The following is a 14,788-nucleotide window of genomic DNA, read 5'->3' as shown; positions in this document are numbered from 1 at the left end:
AGATAAAATAACTTTTAGTTAATTATTTTTTATTATAAAAATATATAAAATTATGAATGACTATTCAGTCGAAAAAGGAGGAGTTCAGATGGCTGAAAAAGAAAAAATATGGCTTCGTCATTATCCTCCGGAAGTTCCAGCAACTTTGGACTATCCTGAAGTTCCGTTAACACAGTTTCTGCTTGATGCCGCAAAAGATTATCCAGAGCGGGATGCCTTTGATTTTATGGGGAAAAGTATGACGTTTCGGGAGTTGTTGGATGAAGTTTATCGGTTTGCCGCCGCTTTGAAAGAATTGGGAGTGCAAAAAGGGGAATGTGTGGGCATCATGCTCCCAAACACGCCTCAGGGAATCATTGCTTATTATGCGGTCTTGATGGTCGGCGGAATTGTGGTTCAAATTAATCCGTTATATATGAAAACAGAACTGAAGCACCAATTGGCTGACTCCGGGGCCACAACGATTGTCTGCCTGGATTTGGTGTGGCCGAGGGTGCAGGAAGTAAAACCGGAAACAAAACTGAAACGGGTGATCGTAACCCGGTTGTGCGATTATCTGCCTGTTCCGAAAAACTGGCTGTTTCAGCTTAAATCCAAACTTGCGGGCGAAAGTGTAAGCGTTAACTATGGCGGGGACACGTATTCTTTTGTTTCTCTTTTGAAAAAGTCGGATCCCGAGCCGATGGAGCCGGTTTTTGAGTCAGTGGATGACATTGCGTTGCTCCAATATACCGGAGGGACGACAGGGTTTGCGAAAGGGGCGATGTTGACCCATCGCAATCTGGTGGCAAACTGTTGCCAGGCCGAAGCGTGGTTGTATAAGACCAAACGAACCGAGCCGCAATCCTTTGTCGGGGCTTTGCCGTTTTTTCATGTGTATGGCATGACCACCGTGATGAACCTGGGAATGAAAATGGCAGCAAAAATCATTTTGATTCCTAAGTTTGACACGGATCTCGTGTTGAAAAAGATTCAAGAACACAAACCCACCTTTTTCCCCGGGGCTCCCACGATGTATGTGGGGCTGATCAATCATCCCAAGATCAGTCAATACGATTTGTCCTCGGTGGATGCTTGCTTGAGCGGTTCGGCACCGCTTCCGCTGGAGGTTCAGGAAAAGTTTGAAGAGTTGTCCGGTGGCTTGTTGGTGGAAGGATACGGAATGACGGAAACTTCCCCGGTAACCCATGCCAATTTGTTGTGGGACCGCAAAAAAAGCGGAACCATCGGTTTGCCTTGGCCGGATACCGATGCGAGAATTGTTGACATTGAAACAGGAGAAGTGCTTCCTCCCGGACATGAGGGGGAATTGCAAGTCAAAGGTCCGCAAGTGATGAAAGGGTATTGGAACCGTCCGGATGAAACGGAGAAAGTGTTGAAAGACGGATGGATGTGTACAGGGGATATTGCCAAAATGGATGAAGACGGTTATTTCTATATTCTTGACCGGAAGAAAGATGTCATCATTGCAGGCGGGTTTAACATTTATCCCCGGGAAGTCGAAGATATCCTGTACGAACATGAAGCGGTCAAAGAAGCAGCGGTCATCGGCGTGAAAGATGATTACCGGGGCGAGACGGTGAAAGCATTCATCGTTTTAAAAGAAGGGTATTCGGTGACCGAAAAGGAATTGGACCGGTTCTGCCGCGAACGGCTGGCCAAATTTAAAGTCCCCCGCTTGTATGAGTTCCGCAAGGAATTGCCCAAAAGCTCCATCGGAAAAGTGTTGCGGCGGGTGTTGATGGATGAAGAAAAAGAACGGTCTTCCCAATTAACCAAGAAAAATGCATAAATTTATCTTGAAAATTTCTATAATAGGATTAATTTGATATAATAAAATCTGTTCAAATCAATTGACAATTGAAAGCGGTTATCCTAAACTAAAAATTGAATGAATAGTCATTCATAAAAGCCGGAGAGGATATGGAAAGATGGCAAAAAGAACCGGGGAAAAATATGAAGCAATCATTGATGCTGCAGTAAGAGTGATTGCCGAATATGGTTATCATAATGCCCAGATATCTAAAATTGCCCGTGAAGCCAAGGTGGCTGACGGTACCATCTATCTTTATTTTGAAAACAAGGATGATGTCTTGGTTTCACTGTTTGATGAAAAAATGGGTTCTTTTATCAGCCAGGCCGAAAAAGAATTGAGCCAAATCACATCCCCTGAAGAGCAACTGTACCATTTGATCAAACTCCATTTCGAAAACTTGGAAAAAGACCGCAAATTGGCACTGGTTACCCAAATCGAACTGAGGCAGTCCAATCCGGAAGTGCGAAAAGGAATCAACAATATTTTAAAAAGGTACTTGGATATCATTGACAATGTCATTTTAAACGGTAAAAAGACAGGTGTGTTTCACGAAGATCTGGATGTGCGGATTGCCCGCAGAATGGTGTTTGGAACCTTGGATGAAACGGTGACATCTTGGATTATGAATGGTTTTAAATACAGCCTGTTGGACCAGATCAACGAGATTCACCGTTTATTCATTCATGGGATGAAGAAATAAAAAACAGCCGACAACAAGGGGGAGTGGAAGATGAACATTCTCGTTTGTCTCAAGCAGACGTTTGACACCGAAGAAAAAATCACGATTGAAAATGGTCAGATCAGTGAGGATGGCGTCGAGTTTGTGATCAACCCTTATGATGAATATGCGGTGGAAGAAGCCGTCCGCCTGAAAGAAGAACACGGCGGGGAAGTGACGGTCATCACCATTGGTCCGGAACGGGCTGAACAAGCACTTCGCACCGCCATGGCCATGGGGGCGGACAAAGGAGTCATTGTCGATACCGAAGATCTGGATGTAGAACTGGATGAACATTCCGTTGCTCAAATCCTGGCTGCGACGATCGAAGAAGAAGACCTGGAATATGACCTTATTTTGTGTGGATACATGGCTGTGGATGACGGGTCTGCCCAAGTGGGGCCCAGACTGGCTGAATTGCTCGGGATTCCCCATATTTCCACCATTACCAAATTGGAAATTGAGGGCGAAAAAGTTTCAGTGGAAAAAGACGTGGAAGGGGATGTTGAATACATCGAATCAACCCTCCCGATTTTGGTGACGGCACAGCAAGGATTGAATGATCCTCGTTATCCTTCGCTTCCCGGAATCATGAAAGCCAAAAAGAAACCGCTTTCCCGTTTGGATTTGGATGATTTGGACCTGGAAGAAGAAGAAATTCAGGCCAAAACCGAAACGACGGAAGTATTCCTGCCGCCCAAAAAACAAGCAGGAAAAATTTTGGAAGGCGAGTTGGAAGATCAGGTAAAAGAATTGGTTCAATTGTTGCACTCTGAAGCAAAGGTGATTTAACAGCGAGGAGGAGCGAATCATGAGCAAACATGTATTGGTTCTTGCAGACGTGCGTGAGGGGAAACTCAGAAATGTGACATTTGAATCGCTGGCAGCGGCAAAACAGGTGGCAGAAGGCGGGACGGTAACCGCCACGGTATTCGGAAGTTTTGCCAAAGATTTGGCCGAACCGCTGGCTCATCATGGCGCCGATAAAGTGATCGTTGTGGAAAACGGCGAATTGGATCAATATACTACAGATGCATATTTCCAAGCCTTTAAAAAAGTGATTGAGCATGTCAACCCGGATGTGATTTTTACCGGCCACACGGCGGTGGGAAAAGATTTGTGCCCGCGGATTGCGGCCCGTTTGGGTTACGGGTTGATCAGCGATTGCACCAATATTGAGGTGGAAGATGGAAACATTGTCTTCACCCGCCCCATCTACGCTGGGAAAGCGTTTGTGAAAAAAGTGGTGAAAGACGGCGTGATCTTTGCAACATTCCGTCCCAACAATATTCCTCAGGAAGAGCCGGATACCAGCCGCACGCCGGATGTTGAGGCGCTCAGCGTGGATCTGGATAAAGATTTATTGCGGACCATTGTTAAAAATGTGGTTAAAAAAGCTTCGGATGGCGTGGATTTGACCGAAGCACGCGTGGTCGTCTCCGGCGGTCGCGGGGTGAAAAGCGAGGAAGGATTCAAACCCTTGTACGAGCTGGCGGATGTATTGGGAGGAGCCGTCGGCGCTTCCCGGGGGGCTTGCGATTCCGGATATTGTGACTATGCGTTGCAAATCGGCCAAACCGGTAAAGTGGTGACCCCCGATTTGTACATTGCCTGCGGAATTTCAGGAGCGATCCAGCACCTGGCAGGGATGTCCAACTCCAAAGTCATCGTTGCAATCAACAAAGACCCGGAAGCTCCGATTTTCCAAGTGGCGGATTACGGCATCGTCGGCGACTTGTTTGAAGTGGTTCCGATGCTGACGGAAGAGTTTAAAAAGTTGTTGGGTGAACAACAATAAGAAAAGATTGGTTTTAAAAAGAAGAGCACACGGGTGGTGCTCTTCTTTTTTGGTTTACTTACAAAATGACTTGGTACTTTTTTTTCTAAAGTGGTATACTACACTGTGAAAGCCAAAGATATTTTTGGTTTGGATCATGATGCGCAAGCAAAATAAGGAGGCAGTAACTTATGGCAATCGTGGAAATTACCGATGAAAATTTTGATAAAGAAGTACAAAGCAAAGAAGCCGGGACCGTTTTGGTTGACTTTTGGGCTCCGTGGTGCGGTCCGTGCCGCATGTTGGCACCCGAATTGGAAAAAGTGGATGAAGAAATGGGCGACCAATTGAAAATTGCCAAAGTGAATGTGGACAACAGCCCTGAAACGGCCGGGAAGTTTGGAGTCATGAGTGTGCCGACTTTGATGGTGTTCAAAGACGGGGAAATGGTTTCCAAAATGGTCGGGGCTCAACCGAAAGAACAATTGGTAGCCTGGTTGAAAGAATATGTTTGATGGATGTTCATCAGGCGATGCCGGTTGGCATCGCCTTTTGTTTTTATGATCTTAAACGGCCTCTCAATCAGCCGGATTGAATTCCGGTTCAATTTTGTCTTTGTATCTTTTGACATAAACGGATAAAGCAAACAGTGACGGGAAGGTGATTGTAAGTTGTGCTACCAAACTTGCAATCCATAAGATAACAGGATGTGAGTCCGAAAATCCAAACACCATGTAAATGGCGATGATGAGCAAAGATCCCGCCAACCAGAAAATAATTGAAAGAGCAAGGTAGGACCCAAATGCAGTCAGAAGAGAAAGAAAAATTTTTGTGAAAGCTTTTTTCAGCATAACAAAGGCATGTTTAATCGATTGCCAGCTCTTCATTCCGTCTTTTAAAACCAGAACCGAAGATTGAACAGACAAATAAGACAACAAAGCAATCAAGCCAATTGAAAGCAATATGGCTGCCAAAACTGCCAACGGAGGAAAAAATAAAAAGAGAAAAACCGCTAAAAAAGTAACCAGCACAGCCGGAATGGACAATAAATAAATACATAAACCGAGTCTTAAAATTTTCCAGTAATTCGGCAACATTTCCTGAAGCAAAACTTGAACGGAAGCTTCACTTTTATAGTGAGCGGAAATGGTCACCGACATAATTCCCCCGCTAAGGGCAGGAGTTAATATGATTAAAATGATGATAAATACAAAGGCCCAGGCTGTTGGTTCTTTGGTTACCGGATCGATATTCACATTGATAAAAAATGTAAAGACCGCTAAGAGCAAGGAGACAATCAGATAAGACAGATAAAGGTTTTTTTGGACTTGGTCTTTTAAAAACATATCAAATCACCTACATAAATTTATGTATTTATTGAGACAGTACAGATCTTTATACTAAAATATGTTGTGTATTTTTTCAAGTTTTATTTCGAATTTTATGAATGATCTGTGCGGAAGATGCGCAATCTTTTTTCGTGAGGAGCGAATGGTAATATGCTAAACTATAAATAGTTAACTTGGCAAACAGAAAAATGTTTATGGATATAAATGAAATTAAATCCAGGAGGGGGGACTTGTTTGGAGATAAAAGACAAACTGTCTCTGTTGCCGGAAAAACCCGGTTGTTACTTGATGTTAAATCAAGACCAGGAAGTGATTTACGTCGGCAAGGCGAAAAATTTGCGAAACCGGGTTCGTTCTTATTTTACGGGGAGCCATGACGGAAAAACCCAACGCTTGGTGATGGATATCGCCGATTTTGAGTACATTGTCACGTCCAATCACGTGGAGGCTTTGATTCTGGAGTTGAATTTGATCAAAAAACACCGCCCGAAATATAACGTGATGTTAAAAGATGACAAATCGTACCCTTACATCCGGCTGACCAAAGAAAAACATCCCCGCCTGGAAGTGACCCGGAACTTAAAAAAGGATGGTTCCAAATACTTCGGACCTTATCCCCATGCCGGAGCGGCTCAACACACCAAAAAGTTATTGGACCGCTTGTTTCCGCTGCGCAAGTGCAAAACCATCCCCAAACGGGTATGCCTGTATTACCATATGGGACAATGTCTGGCTCCTTGTGAAATGGATGTGGATCCGGACGATTACGAGAAAATAACGAAGGAAATCGTCCGCTTTTTAAACGGGGGAGTTACGGAACTGAAAAAAGAATTGCAAAGAAAAATGGAAGAAGCAGCGGAAAACTTGGAGTTCGAACAAGCCAAAGAGTACCGGGACCTGCTCTTGGATATTGACTCAACCATTGAAAAACAAAACATTGTCCTTCCCGCTCAACAGAATTTGGACATCTTCGGCTATGCGGCGGAAAAGGGCTGGATGTGTGTCCAGGTGTTTTTTGTGCGCCAGGGAAAATTGATTGAACGGGAAGTATCGGTGTTTCCGCACTACCACGAGGCAGAAGAAGATTTTGTTTCTTTTGTCGCCCAGTTTTATCACGAAATGCCTACACTCCCGAAAGAAATTCATTTGCCCCGAGGAGTGGATCCGGATATTCTCACAAAAATGCTTCCGGAAGTTCACATTCATGTTCCCCGGCGCGGCAACAAAAAGAATCTGGTGAACATGGCCACCGAAAATGCGGAGATTGCCTTGAAAGAACGTTTCCAATTGTTGGAGCGGGACGAGCAAAAAACGTGGAATGCGTTGGAAAGTTTGAGCCGGGCGCTTGGCATCGGGTTGCCCCGCCGGATTGAAGCATTTGACAACTCCAATATCCAAGGGACCGATCCGGTGTCGGCGATGGTATGTTTTATCGATGGAAAACCGGCCAAAAAAGAATACCGCAAATACCGGATCCGGACCGTTTCCGGCCCCAATGACGTGGAAACCATGCGGGAAGTGATCCGGCGCCGTTATACGCGCGTTTTGAAAGAAAACCGTCCGTTGCCGGATTTGGTCTTGGTGGACGGCGGAAAAGCGCAAATCCATGCGGCCGTGGATGTGTTGGAAAACGAATTGGGATTGTTTATCCCGGTCGGCGGCATGGTGAAAGATGACAAACACCAAACAGCCAAACTGATGGCCGGGGATCCGGTGGAGGAAGTGAAGCTGGAGCGGGGAAGCGACACTTTTTTCCTGATCCAGCGCATTCAGGAAGAAGTACACCGCTTTGCCATCACGTTTCACCGGCAGGTTCGCGGCAAAAGCATGTTCCAATCCGAATTGGATAAAATCCAGGGAGTCGGGCCGAAACGAAAGCAACTGCTTTATCAACATTTTGGATCCATTGAAAACATGAAAAAAGCTTCCATTGAAGAGTTTCGGAAGGCGGGTATTGGCGATCAGCTGGCCCGGACCATTCTGAAGGAGTTAAACCAATAAGATCCTCGCCGTCGGGAGGGTGAGGATCTTTTTTACCAATCGATCATTTGATGATGTAAGGGGGACTTCTTGGTGCGTGACATTCATGAGAAAATTGAAGCCATGGATCCTGTTTATTTTCTTCGTCAATATTCAAGGGGACAAGCTGTTTCGAAACAAATGGTGCAGTTGATTTATGAATTAAAAGAAAGGTATTCTTTTTCCAACGGGGTCATCAACGTTTTACTCGAATTTTGCATGTTGGAAAATAACTATAAGATCATCCGTGCCGATGTGCTCAACCTGGCTGAAGACTTATTCCGGAGAAACATTTCCACGGGAAAAGAAGCATTGCATTATTTGAAAAGTTTGCAAAAGCGGAAACACCCGTCTTCATCCCCTGATGTTTCGCGCACCTCCAACCCGGAAAGCCGGGAATACAATATGGAATATGTGGAGACCAATATTGCTTTGCTTGCCAGACAGCTGCATGAGTTGCGGAAGGAAATCAAAGAATCCTTTTTGAACATGGATCAACAATTGGATCAAATTGAATCACATCTGAAACGATTGTCTAATCTGATGAAATAAAAAGGAAAAAGATGAAAAAGGCCTGCAGGGGTCTTTTTTCTTTTTGGGGTGAATCGGTTATAATCCTTGATTGGTCTGGTGCTTGGCAGGAAGTCTTCCCGGCCGAAAAGAACAAGAGTTTACGAAGAAAGTATACAGGGCGTCATTTTCGATACAGATCCTTATGTTTGTTTCAGAAGAAAATCGGGGAAAGGAGAAATGCGTATGAGGGAAAAATCCGGGGAACAAAACCTCGTGGCCGATTGGGTTTGGCAGGTTTATTTGACAAGGAAATTAAAAAAACACTTTGCCCGTGTGTATGTCCGATGCAGCGAACAAATCAACGTTTCGATTCCTACATTATATATGGCCAATCATGCAAGCTGGTGGGATCTTTACCTGGCCATGTGGATCAGCCGGAATTACTTGCGGCAAGATGCTTATTTTTTGCTCAATGAACAGGAAACCGACACGTATGGATGGCTGGGGAAGGAAGAGGTGCTCTCTTTTGACGGGGATTCCTATCAACAAATTCAAGAAGCTTTGGAACACGGTGCAGAGATCCTGGATGGAAGATTTGGCTCGCTTTGGGTTTTCGGGCAGGGAGAAGTGAAACATCCGGATTTTCGCCCGCTTCGTTTTTTGCCGGGACTGGGCTCATTGCTTGAAAAGGTGAAACATGTGCAAGTGGTGCCGGTTGCGTTTTATTATTCCATGACCGGACCCTCTCCGGAAGCTTGCATCCAATTGTCTGCACCGATTGTGCCTTCCACTTTTGAACAGGGAAACCGCCGGGCATGGATTGCCGCCTGCAGCAAGGAACTCACCTATCATCTGGATATGGTCAAGGAACAGGTCATTTCCGAAAATCTTGGCGATTTTGAGTGTGTACTGGCAGGAATCATGGCCGGGGACCATCCGTGGCCGCCGGTAGAAGATTGGAAAAAGCAAATTGAACAATGGATACAGAAAATAAAGAAAGGGTGACACACTCCATGAAAAAGGGAATTGTCATTGGAGGCGGGATTGCCGGACTGGTGGCCGCGATCCGGCTGGCGGCATATGGCTATGAAATCACCTTGCTGGAAAAGCAAAAAGAGTTGGGAGGGCGATGTCGTTCTTTTCAGCTGAATTCTTACTTTTTTGATGGGGAATTCGTGCCGGTCATGATGCCGGAAGTGATCGGGGAAGTTTACCGGGAAGCAGGAGAGGAAATGGATCCCGACTTGCGTTTTATTCCGCTTCCGGTCAACAGCCGCCATTTTTTTTATAATAAAACGGTCATTGATTTGTCGGCCGATCCGGATTATATGATGGAACAATTGACAGCTTTTTCCCAGGAAGAGCAAAACCGTTTTTTTGATTATTTGTCCGAAGTGCAGCAGATGTATGAAGTGATTGAAGATTATGTGATACGAAAACCCAACCGCAGTTGGACCGATTTTTTCCGGAACAAAGCGATTTGGCGTGGTTTGAAAGCCCGCCCGTTTGAATCGCTGGATGCTTTTCACCGCCGCTACTTCAAGGACCACCGGCTGATCGCCATGATGAACCGGTATGCACTGTACGTGGGTTCTTCTCCTTATCAGGCGCCTGCAGCGTTGGCGATCTTAAGTTATCTGGAGATGGTGCACGGGTTAAGCTATGTCGAAGGCGGGAACCGGCGTTTGGTGGAAGCGTTGGTCCGGTTGGCCGAAAAGGTGGGGGTGATGATACATACCTCTTGCGAGGTGGAAGAGATCCTGGTCAAAGAAGGACAAGCGTCAGGGGTCAAGGCGGGCGGAGAAAAATGGGAAGCGGATTTTGTCATCAGCAATGTGGACGTGCAAGTAACGAAAAAATACTTCCTGGGAAGGAAAGAAGACAAACCGGAGCGGATGAGCAGTTCCGGGATTTTGTGGTTGCTCGGGGTAAAGCAAAGCTATCCGCAATTGTTGCACCACAACTATTTTTATCCGGATGATGTCGGCCGGCAGTATATCGATATTTTTGAACAACAAAGATGGCCGGAGTCTCCTCTTATCTATGTCGGAAATTCCAGTGTGTCCGAACCGGACCGCGCACCGGAAGGAGCCGGCAATCTCACGGTGATGGTGCCGGTGCCCTCAGGAAGCCGGGAGAATATGGAAACCTACCGGGAACGATTGTTGTTTTTGCTGGATAAAGTATGGGGATTGAAAGATTTGAAAGATCACATCGAAACGGAGCAAATCATGGGGCCGGCTGAGCTGGAGGAATTAACCGGTGCCAAGGGCGGAGCCTTAAACGGCCGGGCTTTTCACGGTTTCCGGTCTTTGATCCGTCCGCCCATGAAAGATAAAAAAGTGCAATGCCTGTATTACACGGGATCCACGACGTATCCGGGCCACGGAGGAGTTTCTGCCTCGGCTTTAAGCGGGCTTCATGTGGCACGGATTCTTCGCGATGATCATGAATACTTCATCGGATTGGAGGAAAAGCGGAAAGCAAAGCAATTAAAGAAAGAAGCCCGTCGTGCCTCCAAAATAAAAACTGCTGACAAGGCACCGGTTTCCAGTCAGCAGAAGGAATGAACGATTAATCCTTTTGAGGATTTTTTTCTTCTTCTTTTTCCTTGCCGTTTAAGGCATCGCGGAAAGATTTCAACGTTTGTCCGGTGGCCCTTCCCAGCTCGGGCAGCTTTTTGGGCCCGAACATTAACAAGGCAACAACCAGAATAATGATCAGTCCGGGTAATCCGATGTTTGCCATGAACTTTCACTCCTTTATGTTGTTTATTATAATCTTTCAAGCGGGCTTGTACCAGTGATGCATTTTGGTCAGCCGTTTCCCGTGAAGATTTTTCTTTGATTTAAAGAAAAAAGTGTTTGAATGGATTGAATCCGGAACCCGGTTATGGTAAGATCGTAAAAAATCAGGACAATGAATAAATATTGCTCGCTGATCATGTGGACTAGAGGCGCGGCTTTTATGAGTACTTGTCCGGAGTGTCGGGACACAAGGATGGACAAGGAAAGGAAAATGCCGCCGAAGCTTGTGGGAGATCCCGATTGAACACAAGCTGGTGTTGTGCTCGAACAGGGGCAACACTGTCACAGAAGCCACGGCTTTTGTGGAGAGCTAATCCGCAGGGAATATGCGGGCTGGAGCGTTGGAAACCAAGGCGACAGCAAGCTATCTCTGCTGTGGCCTTCTGTTTTTTCTGAGCGAGTTTAGTCCAGCTGAGGAAAGAGGAGAGGAACCATGGGGATCGTTGTGCAAAAGTTTGGCGGTACTTCGGTGGGCGATGTGGGAAGAATCCATAAAGTGGCTGACCGGATTGCTGAAACCGCAAGGCAGGGACATCAGTGTGTCATCGTGGTGTCTGCGATGGGAAAATCCACAGATGAGCTTGTTCATCTGGCCAATGAGATTAGTGCACATCCGGAACCGAGAGAAATGGATATGCTCTTGGCCACAGGAGAACAAGTCAGCATCGCTTTGTTGACGATGGCGCTTAAAGAACGGGGATTGAAAGCAAGATCCATGACGGGGTGGCAAGCTGGAATCCAAACGGATGATGCGCATGGTAAAGCGAGGGTGACAGAAGTCCGCACCGAAGCCGTTCTTGAATGCCTGAAACAGGGTGAAGTCGTTGTGGTCGCAGGATTTCAGGGGATTTCCCCAGATCATGAGATCACCACTTTGGGACGCGGCGGTTCCGATACAACGGCGGTTGTTTTGGCGGCAGCCCTGGGGGCGGATTGTTGCGAAATTTACACGGATGTCACCGGGGTATTTACAGCTGACCCGCGGGTGGTGCCCGCCGCCCGGAAAATGGATGAAATCACTTATGAAGAAATGCTCGAACTGGCACACTTGGGAGCCGGCGTTCTTCATCCGCGTTCGGTGGAAACGGCGCTCCATCATCAAGTCCGGTTGGTGGTCCGTTCCAGCTTTGTGGATGAACCCGGAACATGGGTGAAAGGGGAGAAAACCGTGGAAAACGAATTAAACGTACGGGGCATCGCTCATGATCTCGATGTAGCAAGAATCAAAGTGCTGGGCCTGCCCAACCGCGAAAATATGTTGTCGCAATTATTCGGACTCATCGGTGAAGCGAATATCAATGTAGATATTATTGTGCAAAGTGAACATGACCATAAGGAGATCGATGTGGCTTTCAGTGTGCAAGAATCTGAAAAGGATGCAACGATTGAATTATTAGAATCGGCAAAAGATTCCCTGGGTTATGCCCAGTTGATTTCCGATTCCGGTCTTGCCAAGGTGTCTGCAGTGGGGATGGGCATGATGACGAAGCCGGGGGTGGCCGCGAAAATGTTTGCCACGCTGAGTGAAGCCGGAATCCGGGTGAAAATGGTTTCGACATCTGAAATCAAAATTTCTTGTGTGGTGGACAGGGAAGTGGCATTAAAAGCCGTGCGCCGGCTTCATACGGCTTTCGGGTTGGATCAAACCGAAGGGAAAGAACCCGTTCTGCAGGGAGTGGCCAAAGAGAGCTGATCTTGATCGGCTCTCTTTTTTCATGAACGGATGACCCGTGCAAAGGGTTACTCTGTTTTTTATAGAATAATATTTAATATGCAGTTTTTTCTTCATCATGAAATAAGAACACAGCGGAAGAGGATGGGTTTGCGCTGTGACCGGAAATTGACTTTGTTTTCCGAAAAATAGCAATTGAAAAAGAGATGAAAATGTTTCAGTTTTATGCAGGTTGGGGGGGAGAGGATTGCTGAAATACATCCTTCAGCGCTTCATCCAGATGATCATTACGCTATGGGTGATTGCAACGGTTACCTTTTTTATGATGAAAGCAATTCCCGGAGATCCGTTTTCGGATGAAAAGAAACTGCCGGAGCAGGTATTGGCCAATTTGCGCGCCCATTACCAGTTGGATGACCCCATTCCGGTTCAATATTTGAACTATATGAAGCGATTATTGCAATTGGATTTGGGCCCTTCCATCAAATTTGAAACCCGTTCAGTCAATGACATGATCCAAGAAGGGTTTCCGGTATCCTTCCAATTGGGAATCCAGGCATTGGTTTGCGCAATCATTGCCGGTTTGTTGCTGGGGGTTGTTGCCGCACTCAAACAGAACCGGACGGCAGACTATTTTGCTATGGTGCTTGCTGTGCTCGGCATTTCCATCCCGAGTTTTGTGTTGGGGCCTTTATTGCAAAAGTATCTTGCCGTGGAGTGGGAACTGTTGCCGGTGGCCACCTGGGAAGGGTTTGCCTCGACGATCATGCCGACACTGGCACTGGCGGCTTTGCCGCTTGCCACCATTACGAGGTTGATGCGCTCCAGCATGGTGGAAGTGTTGACGCAAGATTATATACGCACGGCCCGGGCCAAGGGATTGCCACCCGTTTATGTGATTTCCCGCCACACGATCCGAAATGCCATTTTGCCCGTGGTGACCGTGATTGGTCCTCTTGCGGTCGGCATTTTGACGGGAAGTTTTGTGATTGAAAATATCTTTTCCATTCCGGGGATCGGCAAATATTTTGTGGAAAGCATTCATAATCGCGATTATCCGTTGATCATGGGGGTTACGTTGTTTTATTCCGTTTTGCTGGTGGGAATCAATTTTCTTGTGGATTTGGCCTACGGACTGATTGATCCGCGTATCCAACTGGGCAAAAAGGAGGGGAAATGACATGCAACCATCAGTGAATCCCCGGTTTCAACCTGCCCGGCGCCATCCGGCGTCCATCGAAAAAATCCGTCGTCCCACCCAAACTTATTGGCAGGATGTATGGGGGCGGCTCCGTAAAAATTATCTGGCCATCACCGGACTGGCCGCCATCTTGCTGATTGCACTGATTGCAGTCATCGGTCCGGTCGTTTCCCCTTATGATGTTCACCAACAGGATTTGGAACACGGGCGGAACCTTCCTCCTTCCAAAGAACACTGGTTTGGAACCGATGATTTGGGACGGGATGTGTTTGTGCGGGTGTGTGAAGGAGGAAAAATCTCCCTCACCATCGGCTTGGCCGCGGCACTCATTGATTTGGTGATCGGTGTGATTTACGGAGGAATTGCCGGTTATCGCGGGGGACGCACGGATGAAATCATGATGCGGGTGGTGGATGTTTTATGGGGACTGCCACATCTGTTGACGGTGATTTTATTGATGGTGGTGATGCCGCCGGGTGTGACAACCATCATTATTGCATTGACGGTGACCGGCTGGCTCAATATGGCGCGTCTGGTGCGGGGGCAGATTTTACAGTTGAAGGAGCAGGAATTTGTGCTTGCCGCCAAAACCCTGGGGGCAAGAACGCCGAGACTGCTTTTTAAGCATCTGATCCCCAATGCGCTCGGCCCCATCATCATCATGTTGACCTTAACGGTTCCTTCTGCCATTTTTTCAGAAGCATTTTTGAGTTTCCTCGGTTTGGGGGTCCAATCTCCCGTTGCCAGCTGGGGGACGATGATTGATGACTCGCTCATCACGATTCTGTCCGGAGAATGGTGGCGCCTTTTGTTCCCGGCAGTGTTTCTTTGTTTGACCATGCTGGCTTTTAATGTTTTCGGAGACGGTTTGCGTGATGCCCTTGATCCGAAAATGAGGAAGTAGCAAAGGACAAAG

At 46.8% G+C, this 14,788-nt stretch carries 14 protein-coding genes and 1 riboswitch; of the genes, 12 read left to right on the top strand and 2 right to left on the bottom strand.

Features of this window, described 5'->3' with window-relative positions; genetic code table 11:
- The first annotated feature begins 88 nt into the window (after positions 1-88).
- The 5 genes from FA954_RS10475 (at position 89) to trxA (ending at position 4,826) form a co-directional block, all read left to right on the top strand.
- The gene (locus tag FA954_RS10475; protein ID WP_037993359.1) at positions 89-1,792 is read left to right on the top strand and encodes an AMP-binding protein; all 1,704 of its coding nucleotides are present in this window, start codon (positions 89-91) and stop codon (positions 1,790-1,792) included.
- A 139-nt stretch (positions 1,793-1,931) separates the two neighbouring features.
- Complete coding sequence (locus FA954_RS10470; RefSeq protein WP_037993357.1) at positions 1,932-2,516, top strand: fatty acid metabolism transcriptional regulator FadR; 585 nt, start codon at positions 1,932-1,934, stop codon at positions 2,514-2,516.
- A gap of 30 nt (positions 2,517-2,546) precedes the next feature.
- Positions 2,547-3,326 carry an electron transfer flavoprotein subunit beta/FixA family protein gene (locus FA954_RS10465; RefSeq protein WP_037993355.1) on the top strand — a complete coding sequence of 260 codons (780 nt, stop codon included), beginning with the start codon at positions 2,547-2,549 and terminating at the stop codon, positions 3,324-3,326.
- Between the two features lie 19 nt (positions 3,327-3,345).
- Positions 3,346-4,332, top strand: a complete 987-nt coding sequence (locus FA954_RS10460; RefSeq protein WP_037993353.1) for an electron transfer flavoprotein subunit alpha/FixB family protein — start codon at positions 3,346-3,348, stop codon at positions 4,330-4,332.
- Between the two features lie 170 nt (positions 4,333-4,502).
- Positions 4,503-4,826 (top strand): thioredoxin, encoded by a 324-nt coding sequence (trxA, locus tag FA954_RS10455; RefSeq protein ID WP_049719804.1) that lies wholly within the window; start codon positions 4,503-4,505, stop codon positions 4,824-4,826.
- A 63-nt stretch (positions 4,827-4,889) separates the two neighbouring features.
- Here the strand turns inward: trxA and FA954_RS10450 are convergent, their stop codons facing one another.
- Positions 4,890-5,657, bottom strand: coding sequence for a hypothetical protein (locus FA954_RS10450; protein ID WP_062842882.1), 768 nt, complete (start codon positions 5,655-5,657; stop codon positions 4,890-4,892).
- Between the two features lie 291 nt (positions 5,658-5,948).
- Here FA954_RS10450 and uvrC point away from each other — a divergent pair, with 291 nt between their 5' ends.
- The 4 genes from uvrC (at position 5,949) to FA954_RS10430 (ending at position 10,762) form a co-directional block, all read left to right on the top strand.
- Positions 5,949-7,661: an excinuclease ABC subunit UvrC gene (uvrC, locus tag FA954_RS10445; RefSeq protein WP_244932716.1), complete on the top strand. Its 1,713-nt coding sequence runs from the start codon at positions 5,949-5,951 to the stop codon at positions 7,659-7,661.
- Positions 7,662-7,733: 72 nt separating this feature from the next.
- Positions 7,734-8,231, top strand: coding sequence for a DnaD domain protein (locus FA954_RS10440; protein WP_037993345.1), 498 nt, complete (start codon positions 7,734-7,736; stop codon positions 8,229-8,231).
- Positions 8,232-8,435: 204 nt separating this feature from the next.
- Entirely contained in the window at positions 8,436-9,197 is a 762-nt protein-coding gene (locus FA954_RS10435) for a lysophospholipid acyltransferase family protein (protein WP_170151203.1), read from the top strand.
- An 8-nt stretch (positions 9,198-9,205) separates the two neighbouring features.
- The gene (locus FA954_RS10430; protein WP_170151204.1) at positions 9,206-10,762 is read left to right on the top strand and encodes a phytoene desaturase family protein; all 1,557 of its coding nucleotides are present in this window, start codon (positions 9,206-9,208) and stop codon (positions 10,760-10,762) included.
- A 4-nt stretch (positions 10,763-10,766) separates the two neighbouring features.
- On the opposite strand, the gene FA954_RS10425 is transcribed toward FA954_RS10430, so the two are convergent.
- Positions 10,767-10,940 carry a twin-arginine translocase TatA/TatE family subunit gene (locus FA954_RS10425; protein ID WP_121873957.1) on the bottom strand — a complete coding sequence of 58 codons (174 nt, stop codon included), beginning with the start codon at positions 10,938-10,940 and terminating at the stop codon, positions 10,767-10,769.
- Positions 10,941-11,135: 195 nt separating this feature from the next.
- Positions 11,136-11,320, top strand: a riboswitch (Lysine riboswitch).
- A gap of 112 nt (positions 11,321-11,432) precedes the next feature.
- On the opposite strand from FA954_RS10425, the gene FA954_RS10420 reads away from it, so the two are divergent.
- The 3 genes from FA954_RS10420 (at position 11,433) to FA954_RS10410 (ending at position 14,776) form a co-directional block, all read left to right on the top strand.
- The gene (locus FA954_RS10420; RefSeq protein ID WP_138615085.1) at positions 11,433-12,692 is read left to right on the top strand and encodes an aspartate kinase; all 1,260 of its coding nucleotides are present in this window, start codon (positions 11,433-11,435) and stop codon (positions 12,690-12,692) included.
- A 226-nt stretch (positions 12,693-12,918) separates the two neighbouring features.
- Positions 12,919-13,851 carry an ABC transporter permease gene (locus tag FA954_RS10415; RefSeq protein ID WP_156473311.1) on the top strand — a complete coding sequence of 311 codons (933 nt, stop codon included), beginning with the start codon at positions 12,919-12,921 and terminating at the stop codon, positions 13,849-13,851.
- Position 13,852: 1 nt separating this feature from the next.
- On the top strand, positions 13,853-14,776 hold the full coding sequence (locus tag FA954_RS10410; protein ID WP_062842886.1) for an ABC transporter permease: 924 nt from the start codon (positions 13,853-13,855) through the stop codon (positions 14,774-14,776).
- Positions 14,777-14,788 lie beyond the last annotated feature (12 nt).

Origin of the sequence: Thermoactinomyces vulgaris (genome assembly GCF_005886755.1) — a bacterium.
Lineage (GTDB): Bacteria > Bacillota > Bacilli > Thermoactinomycetales > Thermoactinomycetaceae > Thermoactinomyces > Thermoactinomyces vulgaris.
This window is presented reverse-complemented; position numbering and strand designations above follow the sequence as displayed.

What these genes read in the sequence shown, in the direction of transcription:
- FA954_RS10475 (WP_037993359.1), top strand. Translation starts at nt 89, where the DNA reads ATGGCTGAAAAAGAAAAAATATGGCTTCGTCATTATCCTCCGGAAGTT.
- FA954_RS10470 (WP_037993357.1), top strand. Translation starts at nt 1,932, where the DNA reads ATGGCAAAAAGAACCGGGGAAAAATATGAAGCAATCATTGATGCTGCA.
- FA954_RS10465 (WP_037993355.1), top strand. Translation starts at nt 2,547, where the DNA reads ATGAACATTCTCGTTTGTCTCAAGCAGACGTTTGACACCGAAGAAAAA.
- FA954_RS10460 (WP_037993353.1), top strand. Translation starts at nt 3,346, where the DNA reads ATGAGCAAACATGTATTGGTTCTTGCAGACGTGCGTGAGGGGAAACTC.
- trxA (WP_049719804.1), top strand. Translation starts at nt 4,503, where the DNA reads ATGGCAATCGTGGAAATTACCGATGAAAATTTTGATAAAGAAGTACAA.
- FA954_RS10450 (WP_062842882.1), bottom strand. Translation starts at nt 5,657, where the DNA reads ATGTTTTTAAAAGACCAAGTCCAAAAAAACCTTTATCTGTCTTATCTG.
- uvrC (WP_244932716.1), top strand. Translation starts at nt 5,949, where the DNA reads ATGTTAAATCAAGACCAGGAAGTGATTTACGTCGGCAAGGCGAAAAAT.
- FA954_RS10435 (WP_170151203.1), top strand. Translation starts at nt 8,436, where the DNA reads ATGAGGGAAAAATCCGGGGAACAAAACCTCGTGGCCGATTGGGTTTGG.
- FA954_RS10430 (WP_170151204.1), top strand. Translation starts at nt 9,206, where the DNA reads ATGAAAAAGGGAATTGTCATTGGAGGCGGGATTGCCGGACTGGTGGCC.
- FA954_RS10425 (WP_121873957.1), bottom strand. Translation starts at nt 10,940, where the DNA reads ATGGCAAACATCGGATTACCCGGACTGATCATTATTCTGGTTGTTGCC.
- FA954_RS10420 (WP_138615085.1), top strand. Translation starts at nt 11,433, where the DNA reads ATGGGGATCGTTGTGCAAAAGTTTGGCGGTACTTCGGTGGGCGATGTG.
- FA954_RS10410 (WP_062842886.1), top strand. Translation starts at nt 13,853, where the DNA reads ATGCAACCATCAGTGAATCCCCGGTTTCAACCTGCCCGGCGCCATCCG.